21 protein-coding genes are annotated in these 26,331 nt (G+C 72.0%); 13 read left to right on the forward strand and 8 right to left on the reverse strand.

What is annotated here, in order from left to right; translation table 11 throughout:
* Nucleotides 1–598: 598 nt before the first annotated feature.
* Both OG406_RS29435 and OG406_RS29440 read right to left on the reverse strand, forming a co-directional pair.
* The gene (locus OG406_RS29435) at nt 599–1,060 is read right to left on the reverse strand and encodes a PaaI family thioesterase (RefSeq protein ID WP_081223851.1); all 462 of its coding nucleotides are present in this window, start codon (nt 1,058–1,060) and stop codon (nt 599–601) included.
* Nucleotides 1,061–1,119: 59 nt separating this feature from the next.
* Nucleotides 1,120–3,399, reverse strand: a complete 2,280-nt coding sequence (locus tag OG406_RS29440; RefSeq protein WP_329188642.1) for an FdhF/YdeP family oxidoreductase — start codon at nt 3,397–3,399, stop codon at nt 1,120–1,122.
* Between the two features lie 169 nt (nt 3,400–3,568).
* Here OG406_RS29440 and polA point away from each other — a divergent pair, with 169 nt between their 5' ends.
* Both polA and OG406_RS29450 read left to right on the forward strand, forming a co-directional pair.
* Nucleotides 3,569–6,295, forward strand: coding sequence for a DNA polymerase I (gene polA, locus OG406_RS29445; protein ID WP_266612843.1), 2,727 nt, complete (start codon nt 3,569–3,571; stop codon nt 6,293–6,295).
* Between the two features lie 244 nt (nt 6,296–6,539).
* Nucleotides 6,540–7,535, forward strand: coding sequence for a serine hydrolase (locus OG406_RS29450; protein WP_327410046.1), 996 nt, complete (start codon nt 6,540–6,542; stop codon nt 7,533–7,535).
* On the opposite strand, the gene OG406_RS29455 is transcribed toward OG406_RS29450, so the two are convergent.
* A complete protein-coding gene (locus OG406_RS29455) occupies nt 7,456–8,310 on the reverse strand; it encodes a DUF4184 family protein (RefSeq protein ID WP_329188645.1) in 855 nt (284 codons plus the stop codon). The two genes, OG406_RS29450 and OG406_RS29455, sit on opposite strands and share 80 nt — an antisense overlap.
* A 282-nt stretch (nt 8,311–8,592) precedes the next feature.
* On the opposite strand from OG406_RS29455, the gene OG406_RS29460 reads away from it, so the two are divergent.
* The 3 genes from OG406_RS29460 to OG406_RS29470 all read left to right on the forward strand — a co-directional run bounded on the left by OG406_RS29460 (nt 8,593) and on the right by OG406_RS29470 (nt 11,638).
* Nucleotides 8,593–10,317, forward strand: coding sequence for a lytic transglycosylase domain-containing protein (locus OG406_RS29460; protein ID WP_329188646.1), 1,725 nt, complete (start codon nt 8,593–8,595; stop codon nt 10,315–10,317).
* A gap of 168 nt (nt 10,318–10,485) precedes the next feature.
* Nucleotides 10,486–10,620 (forward strand): SPW_0924 family protein, encoded by a 135-nt coding sequence (locus OG406_RS29465; RefSeq protein ID WP_107482920.1) that lies wholly within the window; start codon nt 10,486–10,488, stop codon nt 10,618–10,620.
* Nucleotides 10,621–10,645: 25 nt separating this feature from the next.
* The gene (locus OG406_RS29470) at nt 10,646–11,638 is read left to right on the forward strand and encodes a DUF3068 domain-containing protein (protein WP_329188649.1); all 993 of its coding nucleotides are present in this window, start codon (nt 10,646–10,648) and stop codon (nt 11,636–11,638) included.
* Here OG406_RS29470 and hrpB read toward each other — a convergent pair.
* Both hrpB and OG406_RS29480 read right to left on the reverse strand, forming a co-directional pair.
* Complete coding sequence (hrpB, locus tag OG406_RS29475; RefSeq protein ID WP_329188650.1) at nt 11,628–14,225, reverse strand: ATP-dependent helicase HrpB; 2,598 nt, start codon at nt 14,223–14,225, stop codon at nt 11,628–11,630. The genes OG406_RS29470 and hrpB overlap by 11 nt on opposite strands.
* Nucleotides 14,226–14,376: 151 nt before the next feature.
* Nucleotides 14,377–15,237: a class I SAM-dependent methyltransferase gene (locus tag OG406_RS29480; RefSeq protein WP_164375440.1), complete on the reverse strand. Its 861-nt coding sequence runs from the start codon at nt 15,235–15,237 to the stop codon at nt 14,377–14,379.
* 319 nt (nt 15,238–15,556) lie between these two features.
* On the opposite strand from OG406_RS29480, the gene rpsA reads away from it, so the two are divergent.
* Entirely contained in the window at nt 15,557–17,062 is a 1,506-nt protein-coding gene (rpsA, locus tag OG406_RS29485; protein ID WP_081223839.1) for a 30S ribosomal protein S1, read from the forward strand.
* A 92-nt stretch (nt 17,063–17,154) separates the two neighbouring features.
* On the opposite strand, the gene OG406_RS29490 is transcribed toward rpsA, so the two are convergent.
* Nucleotides 17,155–18,114, reverse strand: coding sequence for a right-handed parallel beta-helix repeat-containing protein (locus tag OG406_RS29490; protein WP_329188653.1), 960 nt, complete (start codon nt 18,112–18,114; stop codon nt 17,155–17,157).
* A gap of 299 nt (nt 18,115–18,413) precedes the next feature.
* On the opposite strand from OG406_RS29490, the gene OG406_RS29495 reads away from it, so the two are divergent.
* From OG406_RS29495 to OG406_RS29510, 4 genes are all read left to right on the forward strand, one after another.
* Complete coding sequence (locus OG406_RS29495; protein ID WP_329191026.1) at nt 18,414–19,940, forward strand: flavin monoamine oxidase family protein; 1,527 nt, start codon at nt 18,414–18,416, stop codon at nt 19,938–19,940.
* Between the two features lie 152 nt (nt 19,941–20,092).
* Complete coding sequence (locus OG406_RS29500) at nt 20,093–21,031, forward strand: PAC2 family protein (RefSeq protein WP_329188655.1); 939 nt, start codon at nt 20,093–20,095, stop codon at nt 21,029–21,031.
* 90 nt (nt 21,032–21,121) lie between these two features.
* Complete coding sequence (gene coaE / locus OG406_RS29505) at nt 21,122–21,730, forward strand: dephospho-CoA kinase (protein ID WP_329188657.1); 609 nt, start codon at nt 21,122–21,124, stop codon at nt 21,728–21,730.
* Between the two features lie 50 nt (nt 21,731–21,780).
* Nucleotides 21,781–22,161 carry a tetratricopeptide repeat protein gene (locus OG406_RS29510; protein WP_081223835.1) on the forward strand — a complete coding sequence of 127 codons (381 nt, stop codon included), beginning with the start codon at nt 21,781–21,783 and terminating at the stop codon, nt 22,159–22,161.
* Between the two features lie 61 nt (nt 22,162–22,222).
* On the opposite strand, the gene OG406_RS29515 is transcribed toward OG406_RS29510, so the two are convergent.
* Nucleotides 22,223–22,549: a DUF6343 family protein gene (locus tag OG406_RS29515; protein WP_329188659.1), complete on the reverse strand. Its 327-nt coding sequence runs from the start codon at nt 22,547–22,549 to the stop codon at nt 22,223–22,225.
* A gap of 93 nt (nt 22,550–22,642) precedes the next feature.
* On the opposite strand from OG406_RS29515, the gene OG406_RS29520 reads away from it, so the two are divergent.
* The 3 genes from OG406_RS29520 (at nt 22,643) to OG406_RS29530 (ending at nt 25,238) form a co-directional block, all read left to right on the forward strand.
* Nucleotides 22,643–23,629, forward strand: coding sequence for an acyltransferase domain-containing protein (locus OG406_RS29520; RefSeq protein WP_266849158.1), 987 nt, complete (start codon nt 22,643–22,645; stop codon nt 23,627–23,629).
* 174 nt (nt 23,630–23,803) lie between these two features.
* The gene (locus OG406_RS29525) at nt 23,804–24,493 is read left to right on the forward strand and encodes a class I SAM-dependent methyltransferase (protein ID WP_266849160.1); all 690 of its coding nucleotides are present in this window, start codon (nt 23,804–23,806) and stop codon (nt 24,491–24,493) included.
* A 295-nt stretch (nt 24,494–24,788) separates the two neighbouring features.
* Entirely contained in the window at nt 24,789–25,238 is a 450-nt protein-coding gene (locus OG406_RS29530) for a DoxX family protein (RefSeq protein WP_329188662.1), read from the forward strand.
* 286 nt (nt 25,239–25,524) lie between these two features.
* Here OG406_RS29530 and OG406_RS29535 read toward each other — a convergent pair whose 3' ends face one another.
* Nucleotides 25,525–26,151: an RNA-binding S4 domain-containing protein gene (locus OG406_RS29535; RefSeq protein ID WP_385393782.1), complete on the reverse strand. Its 627-nt coding sequence runs from the start codon at nt 26,149–26,151 to the stop codon at nt 25,525–25,527.
* Nucleotides 26,152–26,331 lie beyond the last annotated feature (180 nt).

The raw sequence follows: 26,331 nt of genomic DNA on the forward strand, positions 1-26,331 counted from the left end.
CACTGTCCGTGGCAGCCGGGGAATGGTGGCGGCGGTCAACTCGACCTTCCCAGAGCTGATTTGGCGGACGGTGAGGGGCTGCCGCGGGCGACGCCGACTGCGAGGCGGTACGAAGTGGGGTGCGGTGCAGGGCCCTTGCGGTACGGGGAGGTGACGTCGGCGGGTCACGGTGCGGGGCTCGGCAGGGAGCGGCCGGGGAGGGCCGCGGGGCGATGCGGCCGATGGTTGCGGTCGCGACGGCGGCCAGGGGGCGGGAGAGGGGCCGGGAGAGGCGCCGGTGCGTGCGGGAGGTCGGCTCAACGGGCGCCGAGGCGTGCGGGGTTGGACGTCGGCAGGTCGTCGGGCGTGCCCTGGTGAGGGCGGCGGGCCGCGTCGGGGCGGTGGCTCGACGGGCCCGGTGCCGGTCGTGTCGCGGGCTGCGCCTGAGCGGACCGCTCCGTCAACGGGCCGGTGGTCCAGGGGGGTTGGAGGAGGCCCGGCGGTGGTCCGGGAGCGCTCGGCGGGCGTTCCGGTCGTGGGGGGCCGCGGCGCTGTGCCGCGGCCGTCTCGCGTCGGTGCCCGCCCCCCGCCGGTCCGGAATCCGGCGGGCCGTGGTGTGTCAGCTCTGGGGTGCGTCCTTGAGGATGCAGGTCAGGCGGGCGCTGCACACGCGCTTGCCGTCCTCGTCGGTGATGACGATCTCGTAGGTGGCCGAGGTGCGTCCGCGGTGGACGGGGGTGGCGACGCCGGTGACGAGGCCGGAGCGGACGCCGCGGTGGTGGGTGCAGTTCAGGTCGACGCCGACGGCGATCTTGGTGATGCCGCCGTGGAGCATGGCGCCGACGGAGCCGATGGTCTCGGCGAGGACGGCGGAGGCGCCGCCGTGGAGCAGGCCGTAGGGCTGGGTGTTGCCTTCGACGGGCATCGTGCCGACGACGCGGTCCGCGGAGGCCTCGATGATCTGGACGCCCATGCGGTTGCCGAGGTGGCCCGCGGAGAAGAGGGCGGGCAGGTCGACGCCGAGCGCCGCGTACTCGTCGATGACCTCTTGCGGGAACGTCGGGGTGTGCTGTTCGCCCATCGGGTCCTGCTCCGTTCGTCGTGGACCACCGCGTCGTGGCCGCCTCGCTGAGCGAACGCTCAGTCGGCTGTCGATTGTTCCAGACGGACGACCACGGACTTGCTGGCAGGGGTGTTGCTGGTGTCGGCGGTCGCGTCCAGGGGGACCAGCACGTTGGTCTCCGGGTAGTAGGCGGCCGCGCAGCCCCGGGCGGTGGGGTAGTGCACGACGCGGAAGCCGGGCGCGCGTCGCTCCACGCCGTCCTTCCACTCGCCGACGAGGTCGACGTACGAGCCGTCGGCGATCTTCAGTTCGCGGGCGTCGTCGGGGTTGACGAGGACGACGCGGCGGCCGTTCTTGATGCCCCGGTATCGGTCGTCGAGGCCGTAGATGGTGGTGTTGTACTGGTCGTGCGAGCGCAGGGTCTGGAGCAGCAGACGGCCCGCGGGGAGCTCGGGGTACTCGACGGGCGCGGCCGTGAAGTTCGCCTTGCCGGTGGCCGTCGTGAAGCGGCGCTCGTCACGCGGGGCGTGGGGGAGCGCGAAGCCGGCGGGGTCGGCCACGCGCGCGTTGAAGTCCTCGAAGCCGGGGATCACGCGCGCGATGCGGTCGCGGACGCTCGCGTAGTCCTTCTCGAACTCCTCCCAGGGGGTGGCGCTGCTCTCGCCGAGGACCTGGCGGGCGAGGCGGGCCACGATGGCCGGCTCGGACAGCAGGTGCGTGCTGGCGGGCTCCAGGCGGCCACGGGAGGCGTGCACCATGCCCATGGAGTCCTCGACGGTCACGAACTGCTCGCCGCTGCCCTGGAGGTCGCGTTCCGTGCGCCCGAGGGTCGGCAGGATGAGGGCGCGCGCGCCGGTGACGACGTGCGAGCGGTTCAGTTTGGTCGAGACGTGGACGGTCAGCCGGGCGCGCCGCATGGCCGCCTCGGTGACGTCGGTGTCGGGGGAGGCGGAGACGAAGTTGCCGCCCATGGCGAAGAAGACCTTGGCCTCGCCGTCGCGCAGGGCGCGGATGGCCCGGACGACGTCGTAGCCGTGTTCGCGGGGCGGGGCGAAGCCGAACTCCTTCTCCAGGGCGTCGAGGAACGCGGGCGCGGGGCGTTCGAAGATGCCCATCGTGCGGTCGCCCTGCACGTTCGAGTGGCCGCGGACCGGGCAGACGCCGGCGCCGGGGCGGCCGATGTTGCCGCGCAGCAGGAGGAAGTTGACGACCTCGCGGATGGTCGGCACGGAGTGCTTGTGCTGGGTGAGGCCCATCGCCCAGCAGACGATGGTGCGCTTCGAGGCGAGGACCATCCTCAGGGCCTCGTCGATGCTGTCGCGGGTGAGGCCGGTCGCGGTGAGCGTCTCGTCCCAGTCTGCGGCCCGGGCGGCCGCGGCGAACTCCTCGAATCCGTGGGTGTGTTCGGCGACGAACGTCTCGTCGACGGCGCCCTCGGTGGCGAGGATCAGCTTGTTGAGGAGGCGGAAGAGGGCCTGGTCGCCGCCGAGGCGGATCTGCAGGAAGAGGTCGGTGAGCGCGGCGCCCTTGAGCATGCCCTGGGGGGTCTGCGGGTTCTTGAAGCGCTCCATGCCCGCTTCGGGCAGCGGGTTGACGGTGATGATCTTCGCGCCGTTGGTCTTGGCCTTCTCCAGGGCGGAGAGCATGCGCGGGTGGTTCGTGCCGGGGTTCTGTCCGGCGACGATGATCAGGTCCGCTTGGTAGAGGTCGTCGAGGAGGACGCTGCCCTTGCCGACGCCGATGGTCTCGGAGAGGGCGGAGCCGGACGACTCGTGGCACATGTTCGAGCAGTCGGGCAGGTTGTTCGTGCCGAGCTCGCGGGCGAAGAGCTGGTAGAGGAACGCGGCCTCGTTGCTGGTGCGGCCCGAGGTGTAGAAGACGGCCTCGTCGGGAGAGGCGAGGTCCTTCAGTTCCCCGGCGACGATGTCGAAGGCGCGCTGCCAGTCGACCGGCTCGTAGTGGTCGCCGCCCTCGGGGAGGTACATGGGGTGGGTGAGGCGGCCCTGCTGGCCGAGCCAGTAGCCGCTGCGGCCGGCGAGGTCGGAGACGGGGTGCGCGGCGAAGAAGTCCGGGGTGACCCGGCGCAGGGTGGCCTCCTCGGCGACCGCCTTGGCGCCGTTCTCGCAGAATTCCGCTGTGTGCCGGTGCTCCGGCTCGGGCCAGGCGCAGCCGGGGCAGTCGAAGCCGTCCTTCTGGTTGACGCGGAGCAGGGTGAGCGCGGTGCGGCGGACACCCATCTGCTGCTGGGCGATGCGCAGGGTGTGTCCGATGGCGGGCAGTCCGGCCGCGGCGTGCTTCGGCTCGGTGACCTGCGGCGCGTCCTGGACCGGATCGCCGGCCGGCGGCTTGCTGGCCATCGCTGGACCCCCTTCGCGTGCGCACCTCGGTGTGCGTCTCCTGGTAGCCCTCGATCCTCGCACGCGCTGTCGAAGAGGAGACTGGCGGGCCGGGGGATTTCCGGCCGGGGACGGCTGCGGCGGGCCGGGGCGGCTCTCGATGTCAGTGGACCGTGGCAGGATCGGGGGTGTGGCAGAGACAGCATCGAAGAAGACCGAGAAAACCGCAGGTACGGGCCGCCCGCGCCTGATGCTCATGGACGGGCACTCGCTGGCCTACCGGGCGTTCTTCGCGTTGCCCGCGGAGAATTTCACGACCGCGACCGGCCAGCCGACGAACGCCATCTATGGGTTCGCGTCGATGCTGGCGAACACGCTGCGCGACGAAGCGCCCACGCACTTCGCGGTGGCGTTCGACGTGTCGCGCAAGACGTGGCGCTCCGAGGAGTTCACCGAGTACAAGGCGAACAGGTCGAAGACCCCGGACGAGTTCAAGGGGCAGGTCGAGCTGATCGGCGAGCTGCTGGACGCGATGCACGCGCAGCGGTTCGCGGTCGACGGCTTCGAGGCCGACGACATCATCGCGACGCTGGCGACGCAGGCCGAGGCCGAGGGCTTCGAGGTGCTGATCGTCACCGGTGACCGCGACTCCTTCCAGCTGGTCTCCGAGCACACGACGGTGCTGTACCCGACGAAGGGCGTCTCCGAGCTGACCCGGTTCACCCCGGAGAAGGTCGTCGAGAAGTACGGGCTGACGCCCGCGCAGTACCCGGACTTCGCCGCGCTGCGCGGCGACCCGTCGGACAACCTGCCGGGCATCCCCGGCGTCGGTGAGAAGACGGCCGCGAAGTGGATCAACCAGTTCGGTTCGTTCGCGGACCTCGTCGAGCGGGTGGACGAGGTCAAGGGCAAGGCCGGGCAGAACCTCCGCGACCACTTGGAGGCGGTGAAGCTCAACCGCCGGCTGACCGAGATGGTCAAGGACGTCGAGCTGCCTCGGACGGTCACCGACCTGGAGCGCGCCGCGTACGACCGCACGGCCCTCGCGATGGTCCTGGACACCCTGGAGATCCGGAACCCGTCGCTGCGCGAGCGGCTGCTGGCGGTCGATCCGGGTGCGGAGGAGGCCGAGGAGAAGCAGCCGGCCGCCCCGGGCGTCGAGGTCGACGGCGCGGTACTGGGCGCGGGCGAGCTGAAGCCGTGGCTCGCCGAGCACGGCACGGCCGTCCTCGGCATGTCCACGGTCGACACCTGGGCGCTGGGCACCGGCTCCGTCGCCGAGGTGGCTTTGGCCGCGGGAGCGGGCCCTGCCGTCTGGTTCGACCCCACGCAGCTCGACGCCGCCGACGAGAACGCGTTCGCGCAGTGGCTCGCCGACCCCGCGCACCACAAGGTCCTGCACAACGCCAAGGGCGCGATGCGGGTCTTCGCCGAGCACGGCTGGACCATCGAGGGCGTGACGATGGACACCGCGCTCGCCGCCTACCTGGTCAAGCCGGGCCGTCGCTCCTTCGCGCTGGACGCACTGTCCCTGGAGTACCTGGGGCGCGAGCTGGGGCCGGCCGCGGCGGTCGACGGGCAGCTCGCCTTCGGTACGGACGAGCGGGCCGAGGCCGACGCGCTGATGACGCAGGCCCGCACGATCCTCGACCTGGGCGAGGCGTTCGAGGGGAAGCTCCAGGAGGTCGGCTCGGCCGACCTGCTGCGGGACGTGGAACTGCCCACCTCCAGCCTGCTGGCCCGTCTGGAGCGGCACGGCATCGCGGCGGACAGGGCCCATCTGGAGGCCATGGAGCAGATGTTCGCGGGCGCCGTGCAGCAGGCGGTGAAGGAGGCGCACGCGGCGGCCGGGCACGAGTTCAACCTCGGCTCGCCCAAGCAGCTCCAGGAGGTCCTCTTCGGCGAGCTGGCCCTGCCGAAGACGAAGAAGACGAAGACGGGCTACACGACGGACGCGGACGCGCTGGCCTGGCTGGCCGCGCAGACCGACAACGAACTGCCCGTGATCATGCTCCGGCACCGCGAGCAGGCGAAGCTGCGCGTCACGGTCGAGGGCCTGATCAAGACGATCGCCGCGGACGGCCGGATCCACACGACGTACAACCAGACGGTCGCGGCGACCGGCCGCCTGTCGTCGACCGATCCGAACCTGCAGAACATCCCGGTGCGCACCGACGAGGGCCGCGCGATCCGCCGGGGCTTCGTGGTCGGCGAGGGCTTCGAGTCCCTGATGACCGCCGACTACAGCCAGATCGAGCTGCGGGTGATGGCCCATCTGTCCGAGGACGAGGGCCTGTTGGAGGCGTTCGCCTCCGGCGAGGACCTGCACACCACGGTGGCCTCCCAGGTGTTCTCCGTGGAGCGGTCCGGTGTCGACGCGGAGATGCGCCGCAAGATCAAGGCGATGTCGTACGGCCTGGCGTACGGGCTGTCGGCGTTCGGACTCTCCCAGCAGCTGAACATCGAGGCGGGCGAGGCCCGTGCGCTGATGGACACGTACTTCGAGCGGTTCGGCGGAGTCCGGGACTATCTGCGCCGCGCGGTCGACGAGGCCCGTGCCACGGGCTACACGGCGACGCTCTTCGGGCGCCGCCGCTATCTGCCCGACCTCAACAGCGACAACCGGCAGCGCCGGGAGGCGGCCGAGCGCATGGCGCTCAACGCCCCCATCCAGGGCACGGCCGCCGACATCGTCAAGATCGCGATGCTGAACGTGGACCGCGCACTGCGCGAGGCGGACCTCAGATCCCGCATGCTCCTTCAGGTCCACGACGAAATCGTCCTGGAGATCGCACCCGGGGAGCGTGAGCGGACGGAGGAGCTGCTGCGCCGCGAGATGGCGTCCGCGGTCCAGCTCCGCGCCCCGCTCGACGTGTCGGTCGGCTCGGGCCCCGACTGGGAGTCCGCGGCCCACTGACCGACCCTGCGACCGACGGCTGCGGGCCCGGCACCTCCCAGGTGCCGGGCCCGTCCTCGTCGGCCGCCCGACCCGGCCGGGCGCGGCGCCCGCCCCGAGGACAGGGCGCACGGGGGACCGGGCCACCCCGCACTCCACGGGTGCCGCCCCCGTCACCCGCGTTGCCCACAGCCGCCGGCCGTGCTGTCACTCGCGTGGCTCTCGCAGCGGGCCCACCGCGCGGGAGGCCCGTAAGGATGCGGGCATGGGTATACGCACGCTCCACCGCCGCACGGCCATGTCCGCGACCGTCGTGGTCGCGACCGTGACGGTGACCGCGGCCGTCGTCCCGGTGCTGCTCGCGCCGGTGCCCGCGGTCGCCGCGAACGCCGGCACCGCCCAGGTGCCCGCCGTCTGCCGTGCCCCGCGCGATCCCGACCTGGCGGCCCGGATGTCCCGCGACCTCCAGGCGGCGCTGTCGGCCCGCCGGGGCGCGGTGTCCGTCGCGGTGCACGACGACAGGACCGGGCTCAGCTGCGCGCTCGCCGGCGACCGGCAGTACGACGCTGCCAGCGTCGCCAAGGTGATGATCATGGAGGGTGCGCTGCGCCGGGCGGAGACCCTGCGGCGCAGGCTCACCCGCTGGGAGCTGGCCAACGTCCGCCCGATGATCACCCGGTCCGACAACGACTCCGCCGTGCGCCTGTGGTCCGACCTCGGCCACGGATACCTGTCGCGCTTCCTGGGCCGTGCCGGGACGAGCCGCACGGTCCTCGGTCCGAAGGGCTACTTCGGCCTGACCCGCACCACCGCCGACGACCAGATGCGCCTGCTGGACGTGCTCACCGACGCCCACTCGTTCCTCAAGACCCGCGGCTACGGCCTGCGGCTGCTCACCGAGGTGCGGGGCGACCAGCGCTGGGGGGTGCCCTCGGGTATGCCGCGCGGTCTGACCGCCCACCTCAAGAACGGCTGGCTGCCCCGCGCCACGCACGGCTGGCGCGTGCACAGCGTCGGCGCCTTCACCGGACCCGCCCGCACCTACCGCATCGTCGTCCTGACGCACGACAACCCGACGATGGCGTACGGGGTCCGCACCATCGAACGCATCGCGCAGGCCGTGCACCGGGGCCTCGCCCGGGGGCGCGGCCTGCCCCCGGCCCCCGCCCCCGGGACGGCGGTCAGCGAACGGTCGGACGGCTCGGCTCCGTACGGGCCGCTGCCGGGCTGGGACGAGCCGGAGCGGGGCGCCACACCCTGACTCCCATGCTGTACAGACCGAGGCCGAGGACCAGTCCGGCGCCGCCGCCGAAGCACAGGGTCGGAATCAGCTCCCACGGCTTCGCGACAGGCCCCCGGTACGCCCACCAGCGCGACGCCCGCTGCACGCCGCCCGCCAGCGCACAGCCCCCGACGACCCCGCAGGCCAGCCACCGGTCGGCGGCGGACAGCACCGGCACCCCGAGAGCCGGGCCGGCCGGAGTGCGGCGCAGCGCGGCCACCGTGAAGGCCGTGATCACGACGGCGGCCACCGCCGAACTGCCGTACTGGAGGTACCAGTAGAGCGGTGCGCCCGCCAGGTCCCGGCCGAGGACGGGGAGGAGCCGCGTGCCCCACCTGTCGTGATGCGTGAACGCGTCCCACACCACATGGGTCAGCGCGCCGAGCGCGGCCGAGACGTACCACCACAGGGCCGGCCCCGGGCGCGGCCGTTGCCGCGGAGCCCCGCAGCGTGCCAGCCGGGCCGGCCGCCCCTGCACGGCCGCCGGAAGGAGCGCCACGAGCGGTTCCCGCACGCCCAGCCACGCGCCGACCAGGACCCACGCGACGAGGACGTCGACGGTGAACACCCCGGTGAACGCGTGGGTGAAGGAGCCGAACTCCATCGCGCCGGGCAGCACACCCGCCGCGTAGTAGGTCAGATCGGGGGAGAAGGAGCCGGCCACCAGGACGGCGGGAACCAGTCGGCCGCGTCCCGTCCCGTCCCCGCGCAGGCCGGGAAGGACCGCCGCGGCGTGACTGAGCGTGAAAGGCAAGTCGTCCCCCTGTGGCGACTGTTGGACCGGTATGTCCGGCCGGTTGATCACCGACGGCCATTATGGAGGACGGCGGGACATGGCCAAGTGGTGAATATCGGGCGCGAACGGGTCCCCGCGCGACGGAAGTTGACGTAGGGTCGCCTGGGTCGACGTGCCGGGGAGCATGGTCGAACAGCGGACGAACATACGAGAGCGGCGGGACGCGCACCGGGACCTGGAGCGCACGGACATCGGAGAGACGGCGGGCTCGCCCGGTCGTCGGTGGGAGGGGTTCACTCAATGGCGGCGCAATTCGGCAGGAGGCTGCGCACAGGCGCGGCTACCACCGCTGTGGCCGCGGTCGCGGTCGCTGCTCTGTCCGCGTCGCAGGCGCCCGGAGTGACCGCCGACGACCACGGAAGACAGACCACCGGAGCCGACGTCGGCCAGGACGCGAGCGCCACGGGTGGCGACGGCAGCGCGACCGGCAACTCCCGCTACTACACGGACCTGCCGCCGCTCGACAGCCCGAACCCCTCGCCGACCGTCGGCAGCGGGACGCCCGCCGCCACGGGCGACGCCGAGGCGGGCATCCCCGCGAGCGTCCTCGACGCCTACAAGAAGGCCGAGGAGTCGCTGCGCGCGTCCAAGCCCGGCTGCAACCTGCCCTGGCAACTGCTCGCCGCCATCGGCAAGGTCGAGTCCGGCCAGGCCCGCGGCGGCCGCGTCGACGCGAGCGGGACGACCCTGTCACCGATCCTCGGCCCCGTCCTGAACGGCAACGGCTTCGCCAGCATCAGCGACACCGACCACGGCGCGTACGACGGCGACAGCACGTACGACCGTGCGGTGGGCCCCATGCAGTTCATCCCCTCCACCTGGGACTGGGCGGGCCGCGACGGCAACCACGACGGCAAGAAGGACCCCAACAACATCTACGACGCGGCCTTGGCCGCCGGGCACTACCTGTGCCGCTTCGACCACGACATGTCGGTCCCGTCGCAGATGAACCAGTCGATCCTCAGCTACAACAACTCGACGGCGTACCTCAACACCGTCCTGTCGTGGCTGCAGTTCTACCGCAAGGGCACGCACGAGGTGCCGGACGGCACCGGCACGCTGCCCACGCACCACAGCGACGACGCGACCACGCCGAGCCCGGGCACCACGCCGCCCGCCTCCTCGCGCCCCGGTCACCCGTCCAAGCCGTCCAAGCCCACGCAGCCCCCGACGGCGCCGCCCACCACGCCTCCCACCACCCCGCCGACCACGCCCCCCACCACGCCGCCTCCCACCAAACCGCCGACGCCCACCGAGACGGTGGACCACCTGGCGGACGGGGGCAGCGGGAAGCTCACCGCGACCGCCGGGGACACCTTCGCGCAGAAGATCGTGGTGCGGACCGAGGACAAGGCCGACAAGGCCGTGGCGCGGGTCCGGGTCCGCTTCACCATCGTCGGCGACACGGACACCACCTTCACCGGCGGCGAAAGCGTCGCCGTGGTGATGACGAACGGGCTCGGCGCGGCCACCGCCCCCGCCCTCGTCGCGGGCGAGAAGACCGGCGGCTTCACCGTCCGCGCCACCGTCGTGGGCCGCACCCTGGCCGGCCTCGACCACACCGCGACCGTCACCGCCCGCCAGGCCGACGCCCTCGCCCGCACCGCCGACACCGCGCTGACCTGCGTACCCGGCGGCGAGTTCACCGACCAGGTGGAGGTGAAGGCCACCTACAAGGGAGCCGTCGCCGGCAAGGTCGCCGCCACCGCGACCCTCGTGAAGTCCGCCGACGACGCCACCGAGAACGACAAGGGCGCCTTCTTCAAGGATGCCGACGGCAAGACCGTCCGCACCCTGAAGGACCTCACCACGGACGCCGACGGCCTGCTCAAGCTGCCGAAGCTGTACGCCGACGACACCACCGGCACCTTCCTGCTCCGCATCACCACCACGGGCGGCGCGACACTGACCGTCGAACTGACCGTGGCCGCCGCACCCGAGGCGTCCGAGACGCCCGCCGCCTGACCCGGCGCGGCCCGCTCACGCGTTCAGGGCGCCCCTCCGCCATCGGCGGAGGGGCGCCCTGCTGCGTCGAGCGCGTGCGGTGCTGTGCGACGTGTTCTCATCTCGCGCGCCCGTTGCTACGGTGCCGGACCTGACGATGTATCAGCTCCTGGCCCTCGGGAGGCCCGCATGCGCGCCCTCATCGCCGCCGCGACCGGCTTCGCCCTGGCGCTCGCGCTGGTCCTGACCATCACGGCCATGGGCTCGCCGGCCGGCCAGACCTCGCCGAAGCCGATGCTCACCACCGTCCCCAAGCACCCCTGACCAACGCACCGGGAGGGCCGTCGAGATGCGCCGCAAGGCAAGCCTGATCCTGCTCGCGCTCGCCGTGTTCTTCACGGCACTGTCCCCGCTGCTGCGCTGGTACGCGTTCCCGCGGCTGGCCAAGGTCCCCGCCGGCCAGTACCAGGACATGGTCCTGGAGGCGAAGGACGCGACCCTCCTCGACTACGGCACCATGCAGGCGAAGAAGGTCCCCGAGGTCACCATCGTGCAGACCCTCAAGGGCAACGTCGCCGCCTCCGAGCGGATCGAACGCACCGCGGGCCGCGACGTCGTCGTCTGGGACTCCCTCTCCTACGTCCAGGGTCCCGACGGGAAGATGGTCTCCAAGCTTCCCGAGCGCTACATCTTCGACGCCCACAGCCAGGACCCCGTCCACGCCACCGGCGAGTCCGTCGACGGCGACCCTGTCACCCGCGAGGGCATCGAGTTCAAGTGGCCCTTCCGGACGGAGAAACGGGACTACGAGTACTTTGACGCGCAGACCCGCACCTCGGCGCCCATCCACTACAAGGACACCCGGACCTTCCGGGGCGTCACGGTGTACTACTTCGAGCAGACCATCCCCTGGACGAAGGTGACGTTCCCCAAGATCATGCCCGTCCAGGGCATCACCCCGGAGTCCGTCGCCAAGACCGGCACCACCCGCTGGTACACCACCGTCCGCAAATTCTGGGTCGAACCGCTCACCGGAGCACCCGTCTACGGCGAGGAGATCCACAAGGAGGAGCTGCGCGGCGGCACCCTCCTCGGCGGCCGGGACAAGGTGACCGCCTTCTCCGGGCACGTGAAGATGCGCGAGGACTACATCGAGCACACCGTCGACCTCGTCAAGTCCAACCGCACCCTCATCCTGCTGCTGACCTCGTACCTCCCCTGGGGCTTCCTCGTCCTCGGTATCGCCCTGCTGGCCCTGTCCCTCTACCTGGAAGCCCGTGGACGCAGGCCCGGCGACGCCGCACCGGCCCCGGTCACCGACCCCGAACCCGTCAGCGCCTGAGCCGCGCGTTCGTGTACCGCGTCGGCTCCGCCGTCGCCGGGTCCTCGGGCCACGGATGCTTCGGATACCGGCCCCGCAGCTCCGCCCGTACGCCCTTGTACCCGTCCTTCCAGAAGGAGGCCAGGTCCGCCGTCACCGCGGCGGGCCGGCCGGCGGGGGAGAGCAGGTGCACCAGCACGGGGACCCCGGCGACCGCGGGCGACGCCTGCAACCCGAACATCTCCTGCAACTTCACCGCGAGCACCGGCTGTTCGGGATCGCCGTAGTCGACGCGGATCCGTGAACCGCTCGGCACCCCGATCCGCTCGGGGGCCAGCTCGTCGAGTCGGCCCGCCTCGCCCGTGGACCACGGCAGCAGCCGGTTCAGCGCCTGCCCGGCGTCGATCCGCGCAAGGTCCGCCCGCCGCCGCGCCCGGCTCAGCTCCGGCTCCAGCCACTCCTCCACGCGCCCGTGCAGCGCCTCGTCACCGACGTCGGGCCACGGGGCGCCGAGCCGCCGGTGCACGAACGCCAGCCGCTGCCGCAGCACTTCGGCGTCCGCCGACCACCGCAGCAGCCCGAACCCCTCCTCCCGCAGCCCCTCCAGCAACGCCTCCCGTACGAGCCCGGAGCCGGCGTTCCGCAGCGGTCGCACCGCCAGTTCCACCGCACCCAGCCGCTCCACCCGCCGCGCGACGACGTCACCCTGCGCCCAGTGGACCTCGTCGCCCTCGGAGTGCAGCCCGGCGGCGGCCCGCCGTGCCGTGCCCTCGTCCGTGACGGCGGCGAGCCGCACCCGCGCGTGGCCGCTCCCGACGGGACGGTCGGCGACGGCCACCGCCAGCCAGGCAGCACCGCGCAGCGAGGAACCCTCCCCGACATCGGCACGGGTGCCGTTGACCATGAGATGCGAGGCGCCCTGCACGCGCGCGAGGCGCTCGGGGAACGCCAGCGCCGCGACGAGCCCGACCACCCGGTCGTCCCCGGGCGCCCCCTGCTCCGCACCGCCGGACCTCTCGGACCGCTCCCCGTCGCCGCGTTCGGCTCCCGCCCGCGAGGGCACGCCGCCGGACGACGGCCCGCGGCCCGTCGCGGAGCCCGCCTCCGCCGCCGCCGAGCGCAGCCGGCGGGACTCGGTGCGCCAGCGGGACGCGTAGGCGTCACCGCCGCGCCGGGCCGCGCGCCAGGCCGCGGCCAGGTCGTCGCCGTACTCGCGCGGCGGCTCCTCGCTCAGCAGCGCGACCACGTCGGCGGCCCGCGCCGCGCCCACCTCCGGTGCCGCGTCCAGCAGGGCCCGCGCGAGCCGGGGATGCAGGCCCAGCCGGGACATACGGACACCGCGCTCGGTGGCCCGCCCCGAGGCGTCGACCGCGCCCACGGCCGTCAGGACGGACCGGGCCGCCGCCATCGCCCCGCCCGGCGGCGGATCCAGCAGGGCCAGCCCCGTCGCCTCCGGATCACCCCAGCAGGCCGCCTGGAGCGCGAACGCCGTCAGGTCGGCCACCTTGATCTCCGGTGCGGGGAAACGCGCCAGCCGGCCGTCCTCCGCCTCCGCCCAGCACCGGTACACCGCGCCCGGCGCCTCCCGGCCGGCCCGCCCCGCCCGCTGCCGTCCGGCCGCCTGCGAGGCCCGCACGGTCGTCAGCGCGCTCAGCCCGCGCGCGTGATCCACCCGCGGCTCGCGCGCCAGCCCGGAGTCCACCACCACGCGCACCCCGGGAACCGTCAGTGACGACTCGGCCACCGACGTCGCGAGGACCACCCGGCGCCGGGCGGCCGCCGTGAGCACCGCGTCCTGCACGGCCGCAGGCGCCCGCCCGTGGACCTGGAGGACGTCGACGTCGCCGAGACCGCCCAGCTGTCCCGCGACCCGCGCGATCTCCCCGACGCCGGGAAGGAAGCACAGGACGTCACCCGTCCGTTCGGCCAGCGCCCGCCGTACCGTTGACGCCACGTGCGTCAGCAGTGCCGGGTCCACCCGCATCCCGTGCGGCGGCCGGACCGGACGGGCGGGCGGGGCCCACACCACCTCGACCGGATGGGAGACGCCCTGCGCCTCGACGACCGGTGCGTCTCCGAGCAGCCGGGCCCAGCCTCCCGCGTCCGTCGTCGCGGACGCGGCGACCAGCCGCAGCTCGGGACGGAGCGCGGCCCGCACGTCGAGCAGGAACGCGGCCACCGTGTCGGCGTCCAGATGGCGCTCGTGACACTCGTCGAGCACGACGACGTCGACGCCCGACAGCTCCTGGTCCCGCTGGAGACGCTGGAGCAGGACACCCGTCGTGACGACCTCCACGCGTGCGTGGCGACCGACGACGCGCTCCCCGCGCACCGTGAAGCCGATGCTCCCGCCGACCTGCTCGCCCAGCAGCCACGCCATCCGCCGCGCCGCCGCCCGGGCCGCGATCCGCCGCGGCTCGGCCACCACCACCCGGCGCGGCGGGCGCCCGTCGCCCAGCAGCCCGGCCAGCGCCAGCGGCACCAGGGTCGTCTTGCCGGTGCCGGGCGGCGCCACCAGCACCGCCCCGCCGTGCCCCTCCAGGGCGTCGTCGAGACCGGGCAGGGCACCGCGTACGGGCAGGACGTCCAGGGCGTCGTAACGGATCACGCACCCAGTCTCGTACGCGCGTCAAACCGGGTGCTCACGCGCGCGGGCGCTGCGTGTGCGCCCACGCGCGTGCGCGTTCTCCCCTATACAGAGGCCGGCCTCTGTATAGGGGAGAACGCGCGCACGCGGCGGTCTCCTCGTCCCGCCCGGCTCAGTCCCGTTCGCACACGAAGATCGCCGTGCCCGGGATGAGGTTGCCGCGCAACGGGGACCAGCCGCCCCACTCCTGGGTGTTCCAGGCGGGCCATTCCGGTTCGACGAGGTCGACCAGACGGAAACCGCCGGCCACCACGTCCCGGACCCGGTCGCCGACCGTCCTGTGGTGCTCGACGTAGACCGCGCGGCCCTCGTCGTCCTGCTCCACATAAGGGGTGCGGTCGAAGTAGGACGCGGACACCGACAGCCCCTCGGGGCCCGGCTCGTCCGGGAACGCCCAGCGGATCGGGTGGGTGACGGAGAAGACGAAACGGCCGCCGGGGCGCAGCACCCGGCGCACCTCGCTCAGCACCAGCACCTGGTCGGCGATGAACGGCAGCGCCCCGTACGCCGAGCAGGCGAGGTCGAAGGAGGCGTCCGCGAAGGGCAGCGCGCAGGCGTCCGCCTGCACCAGCGGCACCCCGCCGCCGATCCGCAGCGCGTGCTGGAGCTGGCGGTGGGAGAGGTCCAGGGCGACCGGGCGCGCGCCCTGGCCGGCCAGCCAGCGGGAGCACTGCGCCGCACCGGCGCCGATCTCCAGGACGTCCTTGTCCTTGAGGTCCTCCGGCGGGCCGAGCAGTTCGGCCTCCACCTCGTCGAGGCCCTCGGGACTCCACACGAACCGGTCGTCACCGAGGAACGTGCCGTGTTCGATCTGGTACTCGTCCGCGTTCCGGTCCCACCAGCCCCGGTTCGCCCGCGAACTCTCGGTGAGATCGGCGGCGCGTCGGGTGGCTTCCGGTTCGAACGGTTCGGGCTCTTGGATGATCGGCTCCCTCGTCGTACTCTTCCGTCCAACCCGTCTCGGGCGTGTCACGGCAGAGGTGTTCGGCTGCCCGCGTGGCCTCGTGAGACAGGTCTTGTGCCGGGATTGCGGCGATCCGCCCCGGGTGTGCGCCTTCGCGCATTGACCCTGCCCGGCTGCCCCCGTATGCTACAAGTTGCGCTGCGGGCCTGCGCTCCTCAGACGTAGCAGGTAACGCTCGCATCTGTATGTATGTCCCCTCGGTTCTCGAGGCGCCACCGGGTTTTTCCGGTTCGGCGTTTCTTTGGCTGTCCGGCTTCTACAGGGCGAAACGGGCTCCCGGCGTAAGCAGTACCTACGACTCACTGTCCGTACCGGAGCCCTTTCCCACATGACGAGCAGCACCGAGACCACCTCTACCACGCCGCAGGTAGCGGTCAACGACATCGGTAACGAGGAAGCTTTCCTCGCCGCGATCGACGAGACGATCAAGTACTTCAACGACGGCGACATCGTCGACGGCGTCATCGTGAAGGTCGACCGGGACGAGGTCCTGCTCGACATCGGTTACAAGACCGAAGGTGTCATCCCGAGCCGCGAGCTCTCGATCAAGCACGACGTCGACCCGAACGAGGTCGTCAAGGTCGGCGACGAGATCGAAGCCCTTGTTCTCCAGAAGGAGGACAAGGAAGGCCGCCTGATCCTCTCGAAGAAGCGCGCCCAGTACGAGCGCGCCTGGGGCACCATCGAGAAGATCAAGGAAGAGGACGGCATCGTCACCGGCACCGTCATCGAGGTCGTCAAGGGTGGACTCATCCTTGACATCGGCCTCCGTGGCTTCCTGCCGGCTTCCCTCGTCGAGATGCGCCGTGTCCGCGACCTCCAGCCCTACGTGGGCAAGGAGCTCGAGGCCAAGATCATCGAGCTGGACAAGAACCGCAACAACGTGGTCCTGTCCCGCCGTGCCTGGCTGGAGCAGACCCAGTCCGAGGTTCGCCAGACGTTCCTCACGACCCTGCAGAAGGGTCAGGTCCGCTCCGGCGTCGTCTCCTCGATCGTCAACTTCGGTGCCTTCGTGGACCTGGGTGGCGTCGACGGTCTGGTGCACGTCTCCGAGCTCTCCTGGAAGCACATCGACCACCCCTCCGAGGTTGTCGAGGTCGGCCAGGAAGTCACCGTCGAGGTCCTCGACGTCGACATGGACCGCGAGCGTGTCTCCCTGTCGCTCAAGGCGACGCAGGAAGACCCGTGGCAGCAGTTCGCCCGGACGCACCAGATCGGTCAGGTCGTCCCGGGTAAGGTCACGAAGCTCGTCCCGTTCGGTGCGTTCGTCCGCGTGGACGAGGGCATCGAGGGTCTGGTCCACATCTCCGAGCTGGCCGAGCGCCACGTGGAGATCCCGGAGCAGGTCGTCCAGGTCAACGACGAGATCTTCGTCAAGGTCATCGACATCGACCTCGAGCGCCGCCGCATCAGCCTCTCGCTGAAGCAGGCCAACGAGGCCTTCGGTGCCGACCCGGCGTCGGTCGACTTCGACCCGACCCTGTACGGCATGGCCGCGTCGTACGACGACCAGGGCAACTACATCTACCCCGAGGGCTTCGACCCGGAGACCAACGACTGGCTCGAGGGCTTCGAGTCCCAGCGTGAGGTGTGGGAGACGCAGTACGCCGAGGCGCAGCAGCGCTTCGAGCAGCACCAGGCCCAGGTCATCAAGTCCCGCGAGGCCGACGCTCAGGCCGAGGCCGAGGGCGCCAGCACCTCCACCGCGGCTCCGGCCGCGTCCGGTGGCGGCGGCGGTTCGTACTCCTCGGAGTCGGACGACAACTCCGGCGCCCTGGCGTCGGACGAGGCCCTGGCGGCTCTGCGTGAGAAGCTCGCCGGCGGCCAGAGCTGAAAAGCTCCCCGCTAGGCAGTAGCTGAAAGAAGTGGGCCCGCACCGATTCGGTGCGGGCCCACTTCCATGGGGGTCCTGTCGTTCGGGCAGGGTCAGGGCGTCACCGTGACATTGGTGAGCCCCTTGCCGCCCGTCACCATGTTCGACGCGTACACGGTGGTCCGGCACGACGTGCTGTAGTTCGTGACGTTGACCGCGAGCTGCTTGTCCCCGGTGGCGCCCCGCAGGTCCGAGGTGTTGCCGCGGAACACGGTGCCGCAGCCCCAGCCGGACTGCTGGGTGTGGGTCTCGTACCCGTCGTTCGTGGTCGCGGTTCCCTTGTTGTTCTCGACGAGGACGTCGTTGCCCTTCACATCGACCCAGGAGTCGTCGAAGTTGGCGCCGGTCAGCCCGCTGCCGTCGAAGGTGTTGCCGGTGATGCGCGCACCCGTCGTGCCCTCCTTGATGTCGACGTTCTCGCCGCCCACGTCCGGGCCGATCGTGTTGCCGCTGATCTCGATACGGTCGCTCCTGTCCGAGGTCCCGCCGGCCGTGCCCACGTAGACGCCCTCGCCCATACCGCGGCCGTCGTTGCCGGTGTCGTAGATCTTCGAGTTCCTGATCGCGCCGTCCGTGCTGGAGTTGCGGAAGTGGACGCCCTCCATGTCGAGCCCGTGGACGGTGACCGTGTCGACGACGACGCCCTTCGCCGAGTCGATCATGATGCCCTTCTGGCCGCCGGTGACGGTGATGCCCCGGACCGTCCAGTACGAGGCGCCGTTGAGGTGCAGCCCGTAGCCGCCGCCCGCCGTCAGGACGGCCTTCGCCGAGCCGGTGAGCGTGATGCGGGAGCCCGAACTCGCGGCCGTCGTCGTCTTGAAGTTGCCGGTGTACGTGCCGTCCGCGAGGTGAATGGTGTCGCCGGGCGCGGCGGAGGTGAGCGCCGACTTCAGCTGGGCGGCCGTGGCGACCTCGATGGTCTGCGCCGCGCTCGCGGTGGAGGCGGACACGAACACTCCGCCGGTGGCCAGTGCCGTGCCGAGCAGGGGGAGAAGTGTGCGTCGCATACGCATGTGGGGGTGACCTTCCCGTCGGTTCGCAAGAAGACAGTTCTTGTACATGAACGTTGGGCGCCCACATGAACGTAAGGGTGCTTCGGGGTCGCGTCAAGGTCCGTACCAGGCCGGTGTGCGGGGAGGGAAACGTGGCGGATACACGAGTAACCGCCGGGCTGTAACCGGCCGTTGCCAGGATCCCCGGGTCATCCAAGATCGAGAGGGGAGCCGAAGGCATGGCAGCACAGGAGCGATCGAGTGCGTCGAGCCGGCGCGCGTTCTTGCGCACCGTCGGTCTGACCGGCGGTGCGGGCGCGATGTTCGCGACCATGGGAGCCCTCGGCCTCGCGCCGACCGCGCAGGCCGCCCAGCGTGAACAGCCGTACCGGGCGCCGAAGTCGGGCGATTTCACGCTCACCGGGAGAGGTGCCGCAAAGGTCGTGATCGTAGGCGGCGGCATCGCCGGACTCGCCTCCGCCTACGAACTCGGCAAGGCGGGCTACGACTGTACGGTCCTGGAGGCCAGGGACCGCGCCGGTGGCCGCAACTTCACCGTGCGCGGCGGGGACACGACCACCGACCTGTACGGCAACACCCAGACGGCGCGCTTCAGCGACGGCCAGTACATGAACGCCGGACCGGCCCGCATCCCGCAGTGGATGGTCACCCTCGACTACTGCCGCGAACTCGGCGTCCCCGTCGAGGTGTTCACGAACACGAACGCGGATGCGTACATGTACAACGAGTCGTCCGGCATGACCAAGCCGGTCCGTCATCGCACCGCCAAGGCCGACGTGTACGGCTACGTCTCCGAACTGCTCGCCAAGGCCACCGACAAGGGGGCCCTCGACAGGGAACTGACCGCCGCCGACCAGGACCGGCTCGTCGAGTTCCTCAAGGACTTCGGCGAACTCGGCGACAAACTCGCCTACGAGGGCGGACCCCGCCGCGGCTACACCACCGTGCCCGCCGCCGCCGGAACCCCGGGGACCGTCCTCGGAGACGTACCCACCGCCTCCGAGGTCTTCGCGAGCGGCGTCGGCCGCTACTTCTCCTTCGAGTTCGAGTACGACCAGGCCATGCTGATGTTCCAGCCGGTCGGCGGCATGGACCAGATACCCAAGGCCCTCACCCGGGCCGTCGGAGCCCACCGCGTCCGCACCGGAGCCGCGGTCACCCGGATCACCGACAAGGGCCACGGCGTCACCGTCACGTACACCCAGGGCGGCCGGACGAAGTCCGTCGACGCCGACTTCTGCATCGGCGCCCTGCCGCCCAACATCCTCGCCAAGGTCCCGCACAACCTCGACTCCGGCGTCCAGAGCGCCCTGGAGGCGATCACCCCGCAGTCCGCGGGCAAGATCGGCCTCGAATACCGCTCACGCTGGTGGGAGCTCGACCACCGCATCTACGGCGGCATCACCGAGACCGACCAGGACGTCACCCACATCTGGCACCCCTCCTACGGCTTCAACGGCCGGCGCGGCGTCATGATCGGCTACTACAACTACGGCTCCGACGCCGACGCGTACGCCAAGCTCGCCCCCAAGGACCGGGAGAGGCGCGCGGTGGCGGCGGGCGTCAAGATCTACGGCGAGAAGTACCGGACCGAACTCGACTCGTCCTTCTCCCACCACTGGCGCCAGACGCCGCACCTCGAAGCCGCCTGGCACGACACCCCCGGCGGACCCGACGACCCCCGCTACACGCCCCTGAACCGGCCCGCCGGACGCGTCTTCTTCGCGGGCGACTGGCTCAGCTACACCGACGCCTGGCAGCACGGCGCCTTCACCTCCGCCCGCAACGCCGTCAGCGCGCTCCACGCGCGCGTGCTGTCGTCGTGACGCTCCACGCGCGCGTGCCGTCCTCGTAACACGCGTGTGCTGTGCTCGTGGCGGACGGGGAACGCGGCCGGGCGACGGTGCGGAGCACGGAACGGGAATGTCCGTGCTCCGCACCATGTTGTCGAGTACGAACACGAGGAGGAGCGGTCACAGTGCTTGATCCGCAGGGTTTGTACGCATGGGAGCCGAAGGGGCTGGCCGTGGTCGACATGGCACTCGCCGAGGAGTCGGCCGGTCTTGTCATGCTCTACCACTTCGACGGATACATCGACGCGGGTGAGACGGGCGACCAGATCGTCGACCGAGCCCTCGACTCGCTGCCCCACCAGGTCGTGGCCCGTTTCGACCACGACCGGCTCGTGGACTACCGGGCCCGCCGCCCGCTGCTGACGTTCAAGCGCGACCGCTGGACGGAGTACGAGGAGCCGACGCTCGACGTCCGCCTCGTCCAGGACGCCACCGGCGCGCCCTTCCTGCTGCTCTCCGGCCCCGAGCCGGACGTCGAGTGGGAGCGCTTCGCGGCCGCCGTCCAGCAGATCGTGGAGCGGCTCGGCGTCCGCCTCTCGGTGAACTTCCACGGCATCCCCATGGGCGTCCCGCACACCCGCCCGGTCGGCCTCACCCCGCACGGCAACCGCACCGACCTGGTGCCCGGCCACCGCAGCCCCTTCGACGAGGCGCAGGTCCCCGGAAGCGCCGAGTCCCTCGTCGAGTACCGCCTCATGGAGGCCGGACACGACGTGCTCGGTGTCGCCGCGCACGTGCCCCACTACATCGCGCGGTCGCCGTATCCGGACGCGGCGCTCACCGTCCTGGAGTCCATCACGGCCGCGACCGGCCTGGTGCTTCCCGGGATGGCGCACGCCCTGCGGACCGAGGCGCACCGCACCCAGACCGAGATCGACCGGCAGATCCAGGAAGGCGACGAGGAGCTCGTCGCCCTCGTCCAGGGGCTCGAGCACCAGTACGACGCCTCGGCCGGTGCCGAGACCCGCGGGAACATGCTCGCGGAACCGGTGGACATCCCGTCCGCGGACGAGATCGGTCAGGAGTTCGAGCGCTTCCTCGCGGAGCGTGAAGGCGACTCCTGACACCGCCGCCCGGCCGCCGGAACCCGGGTCCCCGGACCGGGGGCCTCCCGGCCCGGCGCGCTGTCGGTGCCAGGCCCTAAGCTGCCAGGCATGCTGAAGGTGGGCCTGACCGGCGGTATCGGCGCCGGCAAGAGCGAAGTGTCCCGGCTCCTCGTCGAGCACGGGGCGGTCCTGATCGACGCGGACCGCATCGCACGCGAGGTCGTCGAGCCCGGAACTCCCGGGCTGGCGGCGGTCGTCGACGCCTTCGGCGAGGACGTGCTGACGGCCGAGGGCACACTCGACCGGCCCCGGCTCGGCTCGATCGTCTTCGCCGACCCCGAGAAGCTCGCCACCCTGAACGCGATCGTGCACCCGCTCGTCGGCACCCGCTCGCGCACCCTGGAGGACGACGCCCCGGCGGACGCCGTCGTCGTGCACGACGTGCCCCTGCTCGCCGAGAACGGCCTGGCCCCGCTGTACGAGCTGGTGATCGTCGTGGACGCCCGCCCCGAGACCCAGCTCGACCGCCTCGTCCGTCTGCGCGGCATGACCGAGGACGACGCCCGCGCCCGTATGGCCGCGCAGGCACCGCGCGAGAAGCGGCTGGCCGTCGCGGACATCGTCATCGACAACGACGTGCCGCTCGCGGATCTGGAGCGACGAGTGGCGGACGTATGGGGCGATCTCGTGCGCAGAGCCCGGCAGCCCCAGGAATAGCGTCCCGCGCGCGGGGCGTTGAACCGTTGCAGCGAGGGAAGGACTCTGCCGTGCCCGAGACCAGCGGACCGACCGGACGCACTCCGGAAACGCATGTCATCGACTTCCGTGCCGCCGAGCAATTGCTCGGCGCGCGTGACCCGCAGGGCGCGGTGAAGCTGCTCGACCGTGTCATCGCCGCGCACCCCGAGAACACGGCAGCGCGGCTGCTGCGCGCGCGTGCCTTCTTCGCCGCCGCGCAACTGCGCCCCGCGGAGCTCGAGTTCACGATCGTCCTGGAGCGCGAACCGGACAACGCGTTCGCGCACTTCGCGCTCGCCCGGACCTACGAGCGCCAGCGGCGCCCCGAGCAGGCGAAGCGCCACTTCAGACTGGCGGCCGCACTCGACCCGAACCCGCAGTACCTGGAAGCGGCACGGTTCGACTCCTAGGACGACGCCCGGCGCTCTCCGTCCGCGTCCGCCCCGCTTCGGGGGCGCGGAGGAGGGTCCCTCAGGGATGCGACGGCTTCGAGTGGCGCTGCGTCGGCGGGCGGGGAGGAGGGTTCGGAGGCGGCGCCGACCGCTCGTCGACCGGTTCGTACGGCGGGACGTCACGGCCCGGCTGGTAGTGCGGCCCCTGCCGGATGTGCCGGACGATCATCACCATGTCGACGGTGACGAGCAGCCACAGCACCGCGCAGGCCGCCGCCCAGCCCGGCCGTCCCGCCAGGACGAAGGCCACGGTTCCGGCGACGGCCCAGACCAGGCCCCACGCGCTCAGCCAGAACCGCAGCCGCAGAGCACTGCGTGCTGTCTCCGGTTCACTGCCCGTACGCATCAGGATCACCGTTCCTATGGGGAAACGTACTCTTCGTGGTGCACGTTCACCAAAGGAGAGCGGCCCCGACGGCGGCCGCCGGGGGAGGCGACAGTGCTGCTGAAGGAGCTGCGGGCGGACGCGAGGCTGGCCGAGTGGCTGAAGGACCTGGAGCGTGAGGGTCCGCCCCGGGAGGCGGTGCCGCTCCCGGACGCCGACGAGCTGCCCGAGGTCCTGCTCGACCTGTCCGTGCCGCACGAACACATCAACGAACTTGTCTCCCTCCGAGGGCAGTTGGCCGCCGACCCGGAGGCCATGACGCTCCTCGCGCGGTGCGTCACCCGTTTCGTCCGCGACATGGGGGAGATCGGCACGGCCTGGGAGCCGCCCGTTCTCCCGGCGTCCACCGGGGCCCTCGGCCGCTGCTTCCCCCTGTTCGTCTTCGTCGCCACCCTCCCGTACGTCCGCGCGCACCACCGGGAGCGCGGCATCCCGGAGGACGTGTCCCGGCGCACCCTCGCCGACCTGGGCCGGCACGTCTCCGTGCACCACCGGCGCGCGGGCGGCCCCGGACTGCTGTTCCCCTGGTGGATAGCCCTGCACTTCCACGGCGAACTGTTCCAGCTGGGCCGGCTCCAGTTCCAGCGGGCGGTGCTGGGGCAGCGCACCGGCCGTGCCGTCGTGGCGGCGGGCCTCGGAGCGGGCCCCGGCGACGTCTGCCTCAGCCTTCACATCACCGACTTCCGCGGCCCGCTCTCCCCGGCCGCCTGCGACCGCTCGCTCACCCTGGCCCGCGCGTTCTTCGCCCGCCACTACCCCGAAGAGCGCCACGAGATCGCCACCTGCCACTCCTGGCTGCTCGACCCGCAGCTCAAGCGGTATCTGCCGGCCGCATCCAACATCATCCGCTTCCAGGACCGCTTCGCCGTCGAGTCCGAGGAGACCGGCGCGGACGACGGGGTGCCGGTCGGATTCGTCTTCGGCGACCCGGATCTGCCCGTCGACACGCTGCCGCGGCGCAGCAGCGTCGAGCGCGCGGTGGGGGACCATCTGCGCGCGGGCGGCCACTGGTACGGGGGAAGCGGCTGGTTCGCGCTGTAGGGCACGAGTCCGCGCCCGTGCGACAACCCCGTGCGGGCTCTGCGCGAGGCCCCGCGTCGGCTCCGCGCAGGCCGTCCCCCACCCCCATCGGGCTCGTCCTGGAGAGCGCGAGGGTGACCCGAACGAGTGACGGGGGAGGGGAACGGCCGTACGCCCGCCGTCCGTTGGACGGACATGAGGATCGAAAAGCGTCAGGGATACGAGGGCACGGGACCCGGGGCCATCACCCCGGACGGCTGCGCGGTCGAGCTCTACGCCCGGCTGCCCGTCGGGAGCGAGCCGGACATCATCACCGCGGCGGTGCCGCCGGCCGCGCGCATCCTCGAACTGGGCTGTGGCGTCGGACGGATGACCCACCCGCTGCTGGAGCTCGGGTTCGCGGTCACGGCGGTGGACGAGTCCGCCGAGATGCTGGAGCACGTCCGCGGCGCGCGCACCGTGCACAGCACCATCGAGGATCTCGACCTCGGCGAGACGTTCGACGTGGTGATGCTGGCGTCGTTCCTCGTCCATGCCGGGGACCTCCGGGTGCGGCGCGCCCTGCTGGACACCTGCGCCCGTCATGTCACCGGCGAGGGCCGCGTGTTGATCCAGCGTGAGGGCCTGGACTGGCACAGCGACGTCCCCCGCGAGCGCGTCGACCCGGCCGGCTTCGTCGCCCGCATCCTGTCCGCCGACCCGGTGGGCGACGGAGTGGACTCGGTGCGCGCCGAGTACGCGTTCCCGGACGCCACCTGGACCCAGACGTTCTTGTCCCGACCGTTGACCAGGGCCGCGTTCGAGGAGGCGCTGGGCGAGGCCGGCCTGAGAGTGGACCGGTACCTGACGGACGACGGGATGTGGGTGAGGGCCGTGAAGGGGTGAGGCGGGCGAGGCGCTGGGAAGGGAAGGACGTGGAAGGGGCCGGGGGGCGAAGGGTGGGGGCGAAGGGCGCGAGCGGGAAGTGCCGGCGGTGGCGAGGTGAAAGCGGTGGCGGGGGACGCGTCGTCACTCCATGCCCTGGGTGAGCGGGAAGGGGTGAGCGGGCCGCGGTGACGGGGTGTCCGGTGTCCTGGGCGAGGGCGGAAGCAGAACCCCGCTCCGCACCGATGAGTTCCCGGTGCCCCCACGGTCTATCTCCTCGAAAGCAGCAACCACCGCTTCCTCCCAGGAGACCACCGTGTCCGAGACCACCCTCCCCGCCGCCACCTCCGCCCCGGCCGCCGCCACCCCGCGCTCCCGCCGCGCCCGCATCGCCCTGACTGCCCTGCAGGTGGTGCTCGGTCTCTTCTACGCGATCGCCAGCGCCCTGCCCAAGCTGATCGCCCACCCCTCGGCGGTCGAGTCGTTCGACAAGCTCGGCTGGGGCCACACGGGCATGTACATCATCGGGGCGCTCGAACTCGCCGGTGGTATCGCCCTGATGGTCCCGCTCCTGGACTCGGTGGCGGCGGTGGCCCTCATGGCGCTGATGGCCGGCGCCTTCATCGTCAACGTCGTCGTCGACGGCCCGTACCCGGCGACCCCGCTCATCCTGATGCTGCCGCTCGCCCTGATCGCCTGGGCCCGGCGCGGCCACACGACCGAGCTGCTCCACCTGGTCCGACGACGGGTGGGACAGCGCGCGTGACGACGGTCCGCGGACGGAGGGCTCCCCCTGAGCAGGGGGAGCCCTCGTCGGCGTGCGGTGGCAGGTGGCAGGTGCGGGCGGCAGCACGCCCGAGCCGCCTCGCCCGGAGGTGACGGAGTTGAGCCGTCTTGCCCGGAGGCGAAGGAGCCGAGCGGCCTCGCCCGGAGATGAAGGAGCCGAGCCGCCTCGCCCGGAGGTGGCGGAGCCGAGCCGCCTCGCCGGAGTTGGAGGGGAGCCGGGTCGCCGAAGCTGTGTGAACCAGGCGGCCCGGCTTCCCGACCCGTTTCTACGATTCGGACGGGCGGCGGCCGGAGGAACGGCGGGACGCTCCCGCGGATCCCGTGGGACCGCCCGCTCCCGTGGCGGGGCCGGAGGACTTGACGGGCCCGGACGAGCCGGCCTCCATGCCCCGCAGGCGTTCCATGTCGCGACGGTCCCGCTTCGTCGGGCGGCCCGCTCCCCGGTCCCTGATACCGGCCGGGGCCACGGCCTCGCGCGGCGGGGGCGGCGGGCTGTTGTCGACGTAGCACTCGACGGCGACGGGCGGCCCGACCCGTTTGCGGATCACGCGCTTCACGACGACGACCCGTTCACGGCCCTCGTGGCGCAGTCTGACCTCGTCGCCGACGCGCACGCCGTACGCGGGTTTGACGCGTTCACCGTTGACCCGCACATGACCGCCGCGGCAGGCGGTGGCGGCCACCGCGCGCGTCTTGACGAGCCGGACGGACCAGATCCAGGCGTCGATCCGCACACTCTGGCCCGCGGCGGGACCCGCACCCGCGGCGGCGATCACGGCGGCGGCCTTCGCGGCCGCAGCGGAATCGGCAGCCGAATCGGCGGGGCGGTCGGACGGGGGACCGGCGTCAGGATCCGGGCCGACGGTGTCCCCGTCGCGTACGCCGTCACGCACCCCCTCGCGTACGCCGTCGTGGCTCGTGGGGCGTCCGGCTGCCGAGCCCGAGCCCGCGCTCGTCGCACCAGCCTTGCCCGCGGCCTGTGCGTCGGCCCTGTCCGCGCCTGCCGAACCGCCCGTGCCCTTGCCGCGAGCGGCGCGCCCGCTTGTTCTCCGCGCGTCGGTGCCGCCGCGGCC

The sequence above is a fragment of the Streptomyces sp. NBC_01428 genome, from assembly GCF_036231965.1.
In the GTDB taxonomy this organism is placed as follows: domain Bacteria; phylum Actinomycetota; class Actinomycetes; order Streptomycetales; family Streptomycetaceae; genus Streptomyces.

What these genes read in the sequence shown, in the direction of transcription:
- coaE (WP_329188657.1), top strand. Translation starts at nt 21,122, where the DNA reads ATGCTGAAGGTGGGCCTGACCGGCGGTATCGGCGCCGGCAAGAGCGAA.
- OG406_RS29525 (WP_266849160.1), top strand. Translation starts at nt 23,804, where the DNA reads ATGAGGATCGAAAAGCGTCAGGGATACGAGGGCACGGGACCCGGGGCC.
- OG406_RS29435 (WP_081223851.1), bottom strand. Translation starts at nt 1,060, where the DNA reads ATGGGCGAACAGCACACCCCGACGTTCCCGCAAGAGGTCATCGACGAG.
- OG406_RS29460 (WP_329188646.1), top strand. Translation starts at nt 8,593, where the DNA reads ATGGCGGCGCAATTCGGCAGGAGGCTGCGCACAGGCGCGGCTACCACC.
- OG406_RS29490 (WP_329188653.1), bottom strand. Translation starts at nt 18,114, where the DNA reads ATGCGTATGCGACGCACACTTCTCCCCCTGCTCGGCACGGCACTGGCC.
- rpsA (WP_081223839.1), top strand. Translation starts at nt 15,557, where the DNA reads ATGACGAGCAGCACCGAGACCACCTCTACCACGCCGCAGGTAGCGGTC.
- OG406_RS29515 (WP_329188659.1), bottom strand. Translation starts at nt 22,549, where the DNA reads ATGCGTACGGGCAGTGAACCGGAGACAGCACGCAGTGCTCTGCGGCTG.
- OG406_RS29470 (WP_329188649.1), top strand. Translation starts at nt 10,646, where the DNA reads ATGCGCCGCAAGGCAAGCCTGATCCTGCTCGCGCTCGCCGTGTTCTTC.
- OG406_RS29495 (WP_329191026.1), top strand. Translation starts at nt 18,414, where the DNA reads ATGTTCGCGACCATGGGAGCCCTCGGCCTCGCGCCGACCGCGCAGGCC.
- OG406_RS29450 (WP_327410046.1), top strand. Translation starts at nt 6,540, where the DNA reads ATGGGTATACGCACGCTCCACCGCCGCACGGCCATGTCCGCGACCGTC.
- OG406_RS29440 (WP_329188642.1), bottom strand. Translation starts at nt 3,399, where the DNA reads ATGGCCAGCAAGCCGCCGGCCGGCGATCCGGTCCAGGACGCGCCGCAG.
- OG406_RS29465 (WP_107482920.1), top strand. Translation starts at nt 10,486, where the DNA reads ATGCGCGCCCTCATCGCCGCCGCGACCGGCTTCGCCCTGGCGCTCGCG.